Consider the following 9,141-nt stretch of genomic DNA (forward strand, 5'->3'; position numbering starts at 1 on the left):
TAAATGTACCCAACGTCATAACCCAGTTCTTCCACAGAGCCGGAGAATCCGGCATAAAGATCAAGCTCATAGCTGGTGCCGTCACCAAAATCGACATTGGAACCCCAGCCACCGGCGTAGAAGCCCGACGCATGCTCATAATCCAACCCTCCCTGGACAGCCGCAGCCCCGTCTGTCTGGGTGACGCCCCGGAACAGATAGTTGCTGCTGGCGCTCACATTTGAGCTGACGTCAGCGCTAACAATGGCGGGCGCAGCCTGAAGTGCTGCAAGCAAAGTGATACTGATAAAACCTGATTTGGTGAAAAACTGCTTCTTCATAATGGATACCTTCGGTTGGGTTTCATTGCTCCAAATATGATTTAGCAAAATTCCTGCCACATCTTATTTATTCTTGTTTATCATAATTATAGAGACAAATCGGCGCATTCTGAGCTTGCCCCCGAAAAACGATCGCAACACCTAGCGCCCCAGAACCTGTCACCGGCCCGGACCAGCGCCCTGTTTTGATGCATTCTCTGTAACCATTCTGTAATCTTTGCCAAATAGACTTTAATCGCGCTTCAACACACACAAGCAAACCGAAAAAGGTGAGACAGATCATGAGCAAGAAATATTTGGGCTTGGCTTTGGCGATTTCTGCCGCTTCTGCTGCACAGGCCGGAAACGTTACGACCAGCGGCGAAGACCTTGTGATCGATACCGACAGCGGTATCAAAGTGAAAGTGTCGGATAACTCTGCGTCTTTTCAGCTCGGCGGGCGCCTTCAATGGGATTACGACGCCACGCAGTCTGACGCCAACGGTGTTGACACTACCGATTTCGACGTGCGCCGGGCACGCCTCTACGCCAAGGGCCACTTTGGCGACTGGGCGTACAAAGCCCAGTTCAACGTGGCTGAGAGTGATGGCGCCGACGGCGGGAACGCTGAGGACCTGTACATTCGCTACCTGGGATTTGGCTCGACGGCAACCGTGACTATTGGTAAGCAGAAAGAGCCATTCGGCCTGGAACAATTAACGAGTTCAAAAGACATCTCGGCCCTTGAGCGATCCGCCATGACCGAGCGTTATACCCCCGGTCGCAGCGGCGGCATCCAGCTCAGTGGCAAAGGCAGCAACTGGACCTACGGTATCGGCTATTTCGAGGCAGACGGCGATGGCAGCGACGACTTCAATAACACGGCAGTAACCGCACGGGGCACGGTTGCACCCGTTCAAACGAATAATGCTGTTGTTCATCTTGGTGCGGGTTATACCACGCGTGATGCCGACACTCAGGCCAATGAGGTCGATACGTTTAATCTGGAATTGGCCGGCGCTTCCGGGCCCTTCCATGCCCAGGCCGAATATTTCGATTCCGAGGAAGGTCAGGTGGATGTTGATGGTTATTACGTACAGCTTGGTTGGGTTGTCACCGGCGAAAGCCGTCCTTACAAGGCTGGGGCGTTCAAGCGAGTGAAACCGTCATCGCCCAAAGGAGCCTGGGAAGTTATTGCCCGTTTTGAAGATGGCGACGGAAAATACAGTGATGTGGGGCTGGCCACAACTGACGGTAAGCAAACAACACTGGGCGTTAACTATTACGCCAACAAGAATGTTCGACTTGGAATGAGCTACATGGATGGCGAAGAAGCCAATGGCGCTAGCGGAGATGAAGTGCGTGCGAGGTTACAATATGCATTTTGACCGCATGGAGGTCGCTTGAATGAGTTTGCGGCTTGATATAGTTCTTGAGAGTTAATGAAATACTCAGGTTTTGGGCAGATATTAATGGGTAAGCGGATTAAATGGTTGATCTTACCTTTGCATGAGAGTGAGGCAAACCGACATCTCATCGGATTATCTGGTTGGTACTCCAACCTACTGCTGATGCATGCTTCCCTCGCTAATTCCAGCAAGAACCCCACACGCCTCAACTTCCCGGTCATCGTTGCAACTCGCTCTCAGTGAAACGAGTTGTTTCTCAAGCGCTTGCAGAGCGGTTATCTGCGAGCGCACATGAGAGATGTGATCATCGAGCAAAGCATTGACGGCGGTACAGGACTGATGAGGGTCGTCCTGATAGCGCTGTAGTTCGTGAATTTCTGCCAGTGACAGATCCAGGATGCGGCAGCGACGAATAAAGGCCAGCCGCTCAACGTGTTTCTCGGTATAGACACGGTAACCGTTCTCCTGCCGATCAGGCGGCGGCAACAAGCCCTGCCGTTCGTAGAAGCGGATCGTCTGTGTATCTACCCCTACTGACTGTGCCAACTGACCAATACGCATCGGGTTCCTCCGCAACGGATTCTCTACGCTATTGACCTTATAGTAGCTTTATAGTTTTAAATGGTACCACAACATTGTTCAAGTGGAGTCGTATCATGAGCAAATCCTGTGGTGGCGCCTGTGGCGGTGATGCAACGTCCGCAGCGGATACCGATATACAGGCCTCCTCCGAGGCGCCAGGGAGATGGGTCAGTGTTTATGCCGTGCCGAAGATGGACTGTCCATCAGAAGAACGAATGATTCGCCTAGCCCTGAACGGCTTTGAGGAGATTCGGGCGCTGTCCTTCGACTTGTCGAACCGCCGGCTGAAGGTCGTGCATGACGGCGAGGTCGAGCCCGTCACCTCGAAACTGAAGACCTTGGGGCTAGGCGCCTCGCTTCAGGAAACCGTCGCTGCAAATCCGGAGACCATCAAGGCCGCCGAGTTTTCGGCAGCTTCTGCTAAGCAAGAATCCGGGACCCTGCGCTGGTTGCTCGGCATCAATGCACTTCTGTTCGTGGTGGAAATGACTGCCGGTCTGATCGCCCAGTCCACCGGCCTGATTGGAGAATCCCTGGACAATTTTGCCGATGCGGCGGTGTACGGGCTTGCCCTTTATGCGGTTGGACATAGCGTGAAAATGCAGGTACGTGCCGCGCATCTTGCTGGTGTACTGCAACTGATCTTGGCTGTGGGCGTGCTCGTAGAGGTGGTGAGACGCTTTGTATTCGGTAGTGAGCCTGAATCGCTGGTGATGATGGCTATCGCATTCGTCGCATTGATTGCCAATACCAGTTGTCTGCTGCTCATATCCAAACATCGGGAAGGCGGGGCGCACATGAAGGCAAGCTGGATATTCTCGGCCAACGACGTGGTGATCAACCTGGGGGTCATCACCGCCGGCGCCCTGGTCGTGTGGACCGGTTCCAATTATCCGGATCTAATTATCGGCACCATCGCGGGGCTCGTCGTGCTTAACGGTGCCAGGCGCATTCTGGCGCTCAAGGGTTAAATAATGCTCATTATTGGCAAAAAGCTCTCGCCGTATGCCCTATTGTCCATATCGGGCCTGCTGGCAGCGCTACTTTTTTATCGGAATCGCGGTAGTGGTCTCGATTTTTCTGATCAAGCTGATCCTTGAAAATCGTCATAAAGGAGAAGCCATCGCTTACAGTCTTATCCTCGGTGGCGCCATGGGCAACCTGATTGACCGGGTCTTTCGCGGCTATGTTGTGGATTCCTTTGATTTCTATTGGCGAGACTGGCATTGGCCGGTCTTCAACCTGGCTGATATTGCAATTGTCCTCGGTGCCTTACTTTTCGTTTCCGGCAGCTTGTTGGGTAAAAAAACAAACACCAATGCCGAGCCGGATGGATCTGACTGACACCTACGCCTATACAACACCATGACCGAACTTCCCGACAACATCCTTCACCTGCCGCAATACCAAGTACTGGGCTGCAAATCAACCGACGACGAAATGCACTTCCAGGTGGACGTGCCCGATCCGATCGCCTGCGAGGAATGCGGCGTGCAGGGTGAGTTCGTGCGGTTCGGCAAGCGTGATGTTCCCCATCGTGATCTGCCCATCCAAGGCAAGCGGGTCACTCTCTGGTTGGTCCGCCGCCGATACACCTGCCGGGCCTGCAAGACAACATTCAGGCCCCAGCTACCGGAGGTGGTGGACGGATTCCGTATGACACTGCGGCTGCATGAGTACGTGGAGAAGGAATCCTTCAACCACCCCTACACCTTTGTGGCGGCACAGACCGGCCTGGACGAGAAGACGGTGCGCGACATCTTCAACGCCCGCGCCGAGTTCCTGGGGCGCTGGCACCGCTTCGAGACGCCCCGCATCCTGGGCATTGACGAGCTATACCTGAACAAGCGCTACCGCTGCATTCTGACCAACATTGAGGAGCGAACCCTGCTCGACCTGCTGGCCACCCGCCGCCAGGACGTGGTGACCAACTACCTGATGAAGCTGAAAGACCGGCAGAAGGTCGAGATCGTCAGCATGGACATGTGGAACCCCTACCGGGCAGCGGTCAAGGCTGTGCTGCCCCAGGCCCGTATCGTGGTCGATAAGTTCCATGTGGTGCGCATGGCCAACGATGCCCTAGAGAGAGTGCGCAAGGGCCTCAGAAAGGAGCTGAAACCGTCCCAGAGCCGGACTCTCAAGGGAGACCGGAAAATCCTGCTGAAACGCGCTCACGAAGTCTCAGACCGGGAGCGCCTCATCATGGAGACCTGGACAGGCGCGTTCCCGCAACTGCTGGCCGCCTACGAGCACAAGGAGCGCTTCTACGGCATCTGGGACGCCACCACACGGCTCCAGGCAGAAGCCGCCCTGGACGAGTGGATAGCCACCATCCCGAAGGGCCAAAAGGAAGTCTGGAGCGATCTGGTCAGGGCAGTGGGAAACTGGCGCGAAGAGACCATGACCTACTTCGAGACGGACATGCCCGTCACCAACGCTTACACGGAGTCCATCAACCGACTGGCCAAGGACAAGAACCGTGAAGGGCGCGGTTACTCCTTCGAGGTGATGCGGGCACGAATGCTCTACACCACGAAGCACAAGAAGAAGGCACCGACTGCGAAGGTCTCTCCTTTCTACAAGAAAACCATCGGTTACGGACTGCCGGACTTCGCAGAGGAACTCAACTACGGAGTCGATCTATCAACCATCTGAGGGTGGTATCAGATTGATGGGGTGAAGGTGCCCCATCAACCATTAAATCCGGGGCCAGCTTTTCTGAAGGCCAAACAAGCCGCCGGTGGTCTGCTCGCAATGTCGGTGATCATGGTAACCCGGTTCGATCCCTTACTCCGTCCACAATCTTGCCCGGAAAGAGCTTTGCCGCCAGAGCAGCGCAACCCAGAGCGCATGAAGGTTTATGAGTAGCGCCAATACCCATTCAAAGGCATTGTCTAGTTGACTGTACAAGGCAGGTACTGCGGCAGTGAGGATAACGGAGAGAATTCCCACCGCCAGTAACGCCCTGTACGGCTGATACTGGTGCAACTGTCCCAGTAGGGTATGCACCAGGATATGTAGCCTTCGAAGACAGCAATGACAAACGTATCATGAATGGTGAGCAGCAGGCTTAACGCCGCTGCTAATGCTAACCACCACAAAGGAATGCTGCGGCGCCGGATTGCCCTATTCATCCCGCCCCCGACAACTCAGACCTCCCCCAGCTGTCAACAACAGTGAACATTGACCGCATTGGGGGCGCGGCGCTTTACGGGCTTTTAGTACTGTTGCTGACACAATATTAAATGCAACCGCCGCTATCAGCCATGAATTATTACAGGTCCGCAGTCTTGTGTCGTTTAACTCATGCAATACACGCCCATCAATCTCTAATGCGTATAATAATGATTTATATTTAATTTACCTCAAAGGATTTGCACATGACGTCAATACTCGTCCGCGACCTCTGGCCCTGTCAATCACCCTGCTTTTGATGGCCGGATGCAGCGGCAATCAGGACGCTGCCAACGCACAACACAGCAGAGAGCCAACGGCAGATAAGGCACCCGCATCCACGCCGACCAAAACTGACGTTGTTAGCCATTATGCAGATCTGGCGCACGCCACGTTCCAGGATGCGGTGACAACGGCCGAGGTTCTTGGCGAGGTAGTGGACGCAAGATTGTGGCCAGTTTGCTAATGGCGGCGACCCCGAAGTCAGCGACAAAGTGGCAGGCTTTATCACCTTCTACGCCAGCAGCCTTGCAGTTCCCGCCCGTCGCGCCATGGAAAACCCGGAAGTGCAGCAAGGCGCCAGACTCGTTAGCAACACGGGGTGTGCCGCCTGCCACACACCAAAGCACGACCGGTCTGGTCGCTGACCGGCCAGACCTCAGCGACCAGACGATCTGGCCCAGCCATTTTGTGGCACGGGGGCGAAGCCGAGATATCCAGGGAACAGTTCAAGGCACGATTCAGGACTGAACGTGCGGTGCTGATTGCCTTCCTGAAAGTGCCTGAAGAGGCTCCCGGTTGCACTAAAGTCTAATGTTAATTGACTTCTCAGTCGTCGGGCTTGTGCTACTATCAGTGTGGTCAATATTGTTGCTGTGCCCAGTGCTGACGCAAGACCTGAAGCCACTTGAGTTTCGGGACAGGAGGGCACAGCACTTTAAGATAATGGACGTAAGATAATGGACGTAATACGCATGACACGTTCAGTAATAAATCAATGATAATATGACACGTTCAGTAATAAATCAATGATAATGAGGGGATTATGATACTAATGACAAATAAAAAAGCGGCACTGAGTTCAGCGCTCGCACTGGTGATGGCGGGGTTATCTTCGCCGGGTCACGCCATGGAATTCAAGGTGTCCGGCCAGGTGAATCGTGCGATCACCGTCGCGGATAACGGGAATGAGACTGATTACGCGAGTGTCGACAGCATCGGTTCCAACTCACGTTTCCGGTTCACTGGCAATGAGAAGATGGCCAACGGCATGAACCTCGGTTTTATCTATGAAATGTCAGTTGATCAGTACGGATCCACGGAGTTCGATATCGGCAACAATACCTCCGGGGGGGGTGAGGGTGGCGTTGACCTGGATACCCGGAAAATTGACATCTATCTCGAGGGTGACTTTGGTAAGGTGAGTTTCGGCAAAGGCGATGGTGCTGGCTACTACGCCAACATGATGGATTACTCCGAAACGCTCTACTACGGTGGCGGTGCCTGGTATCCCCTTTATTCTTCCGGCATCAGTTTTGTCGATGATAACGGCAACAAACTTTACAGAATTGGTGCAGCCAACAGCGTCTTCAATGCCGTTGGTCGACAAGAGCGTATCCGCTACGACAGCCCGTCGATCGGCGGTCTGGTGCTGTCGACCAGTCTCGACAACGGCAATGCCTATGAACTGGCGGCCCGCTACCACGTAGATTTTCCGGGTGCCAAACTGGCCACGGGGCTGAGCTGGGTTGATACTAATGATCTGGAGATTCCGACCTCGCCCACCGATGGACAGCCACTCACCCCTGGGTCGGAATTCAAAGAGAAGCAAGTCCTTGGTGCTTCGGCGTCTTTGTTGCTGGACGGTGGCCTGAACTTTACCGTCTCCTACGGTAATGATGAAACCGACGCAATGGCCAATGCGGGGCAGGCTAATCAAGAAGGCTTTGATGCGACCAACCTATTCGGTCAGGTAGGCTACTCGACTGGCGCTCATCACTTTGCAGTCAACTATGGCGAGACCAAAGATCTGATTGTTGAGGGAACCAAGGGAAGCCAGATTGGTCTGGCATACGTGTACGACTGGTCGAGCGCGGTCCGCTTGTACTCCTCGTATCACCTGTATTCGCTTGACCTGCCTTCGTCGGTCAAGACCGCTGAAGGATGGGGCGATGCCAACGATATCAGCCAGCTCTATGCCGGTATCCGGGTCGCCTTTTAACCAACGGGTCTGACCTGAATAACAGACAGGAGTAAAATATGCACAAACTGCGGTTATGGATAATTCCCGTGCTGGTAGTAGCTCTGTCGGGCTGCGGACTTAATGTGGTCCGACCCGCTGACACGACGCCGATGCCGGGAGAAGACCGCCTGCCTGATGGACCAGGCCTGTTTGCCAGCAGTCCCGATGACAGCGCCCGGGAGGGATATTCTATCCTGTCGGGTCGTTGCTCAGATTGTGCGACCAGTCAACGCGCCGGAGGGAAGGCGGCCCCGGACTCTGACACCTACAGAAGCTTCGAAGCCTTCAGGCGGATGGACCCAGACTCACAAGAATACAGGGAATTTGAGAAATGGCTGGAATGGAAACAGTTTCGCCAGTGGAAATCCCGGCAGCAATGAGGCTCGGAGGTGAAAAACTCTACCGTGCCCCGTGCCGACTGTTATGATATAACGCAGCCCCGCTCAACTTTCCTTTCTCTGGCAGATGCTTGTCACTTTTCTGCCATCTCTGCTATAAGCACTTGCCGCTGGGTTAGCTTGGTCGACGATACCTACAAAAAATCTCAAATCAGAGACGTCGGAGGAATAATGAAAACAATTCAGCTTCATTTCAAAAACCACAGCTAATATAAACAAATCATCAACCACTGGAGTAATTATCATGAAAGTTAACCAATTATCTTTGGAGCGCTTGTAGCCAGCATTCTTTCAACACCTGTATTGGCTAACTTCGGCAATACAACCCAGGATCTGCCCCTACTTGAAAGAGGCGTCTCTTCTACACAGATTCTTGCTCAGGGGCAATCCAAACGTTTCAATATCAATATTGAACAAGCGACTACCCTACAAGTGACGAGTGAGCATTTTCCCGGCATAAGGAGCTATGGTAACCGCATTTCAGCAGTTCTTTACAATGAGTCTGGACAACGAGTAGCAGAAGCGTCCAGTCCACAAGGCCACTTCAACCTTGTCCATCAGTTGCAACCTGGGAATTATCAACTCGAAGTTACAGGAAGATCAGGGGGTGGCAGTAACGCAAATGATGATAACCGTTATAAGCTGCACGTTGTCTACTAACCTTTATTGGCAAATATGCTGAGGTTACAGAAGGTCAGCCATGAGCTGGCCTTTTTTATGAAAAATTGATACCCCGGCAGGAAAATTCAGCTTTAATTCAGGAATCTTCGCTAATTTGATATTGCCGCAAACGGCCTAAAAACAAGACAATTCATAAAGAGATGTCATCATGTGGAATAACAAGAAGATTCCCTTGGTCAGCATGACGGTTATGGCCTTGGCAATCGGCTCGACGTATGTTTCGGCCCTGGAAACCCAAGCGGGAGAGACCACCGTGAGGCTTTATGGCTACGCCAGGCTGAACATGGCTTACAACTTCGATCGGGATGCCGGATCGGCAAACGAAGGTTACTTTGGAGAAGTCGAAAGGTCGGAAG

9 protein-coding genes and 1 pseudogene are annotated in these 9,141 nt (G+C 53.3%); 8 read left to right on the forward strand and 2 right to left on the reverse strand.

The genetic code is table 11. From position 1 onward, the window contains the following. The coding region (locus BIS10_RS15255) for a TorF family putative porin (RefSeq protein WP_206604600.1) at nucleotides 1–320 on the reverse strand (320 nt) is incomplete at its 3' end. A 281-nt stretch (nucleotides 321–601) separates the two neighbouring features. Between BIS10_RS15255 and BIS10_RS15260 the strand changes: the two genes are divergently transcribed. Continuing rightward, nucleotides 602–1,687, forward strand: a complete 1,086-nt coding sequence (locus BIS10_RS15260) for an OprO/OprP family phosphate-selective porin (RefSeq protein WP_253506364.1) — start codon at nucleotides 602–604, stop codon at nucleotides 1,685–1,687. A gap of 174 nt (nucleotides 1,688–1,861) precedes the next feature. Here BIS10_RS15260 and cadR read toward each other — a convergent pair whose 3' ends face one another. After that, nucleotides 1,862–2,269: a Cd(II)/Pb(II)-responsive transcriptional regulator gene (cadR, locus tag BIS10_RS15265; RefSeq protein WP_161386205.1), complete on the reverse strand. Its 408-nt coding sequence runs from the start codon at nucleotides 2,267–2,269 to the stop codon at nucleotides 1,862–1,864. Between the two features lie 95 nt (nucleotides 2,270–2,364). On the opposite strand from cadR, the gene BIS10_RS15270 reads away from it, so the two are divergent. The 7 genes and pseudogenes from BIS10_RS15270 to BIS10_RS15290 all read left to right on the forward strand — a co-directional run. Further along, the gene (locus tag BIS10_RS15270; RefSeq protein ID WP_253506366.1) at nucleotides 2,365–3,261 is read left to right on the forward strand and encodes a cation transporter; all 897 of its coding nucleotides are present in this window, start codon (nucleotides 2,365–2,367) and stop codon (nucleotides 3,259–3,261) included. 61 nt (nucleotides 3,262–3,322) lie between these two features. After that, a pseudogene (lspA, locus tag BIS10_RS15275) lies at nucleotides 3,323–3,634 on the forward strand (signal peptidase II); the annotation flags it as partial. Nucleotides 3,635–3,655: 21 nt separating this feature from the next. After that, entirely contained in the window at nucleotides 3,656–4,945 is a 1,290-nt protein-coding gene (locus BIS10_RS15280) for an ISL3-like element ISPpu12 family transposase (RefSeq protein WP_253506369.1), read from the forward strand. Nucleotides 4,946–5,958: 1,013 nt separating this feature from the next. Then, nucleotides 5,959–6,111: a di-heme oxidoredictase family protein gene (locus BIS10_RS19070; RefSeq protein WP_197746112.1), complete on the forward strand. Its 153-nt coding sequence runs from the start codon at nucleotides 5,959–5,961 to the stop codon at nucleotides 6,109–6,111. Continuing rightward, nucleotides 6,066–6,278 (forward strand): di-heme oxidoredictase family protein, encoded by a 213-nt coding sequence (locus BIS10_RS19075; RefSeq protein ID WP_074210778.1) that lies wholly within the window; start codon nucleotides 6,066–6,068, stop codon nucleotides 6,276–6,278. The genes BIS10_RS19070 and BIS10_RS19075 overlap by 46 nt, the downstream gene beginning before the upstream one ends. A gap of 240 nt (nucleotides 6,279–6,518) precedes the next feature. Further along, nucleotides 6,519–7,685 carry a porin gene (locus BIS10_RS15285; protein ID WP_253506372.1) on the forward strand — a complete coding sequence of 389 codons (1,167 nt, stop codon included), beginning with the start codon at nucleotides 6,519–6,521 and terminating at the stop codon, nucleotides 7,683–7,685. 1,248 nt (nucleotides 7,686–8,933) lie between these two features. Next, the coding region (locus BIS10_RS15290) for a hypothetical protein (RefSeq protein ID WP_253506375.1) at nucleotides 8,934–9,141 on the forward strand (208 nt) is incomplete at its 3' end.

It is taken from the genome of Halomonas sp. 707B3 (assembly GCF_024158645.1).
Taxonomy (GTDB): domain Bacteria; phylum Pseudomonadota; class Gammaproteobacteria; order Pseudomonadales; family Halomonadaceae; genus Vreelandella; species Vreelandella lionensis.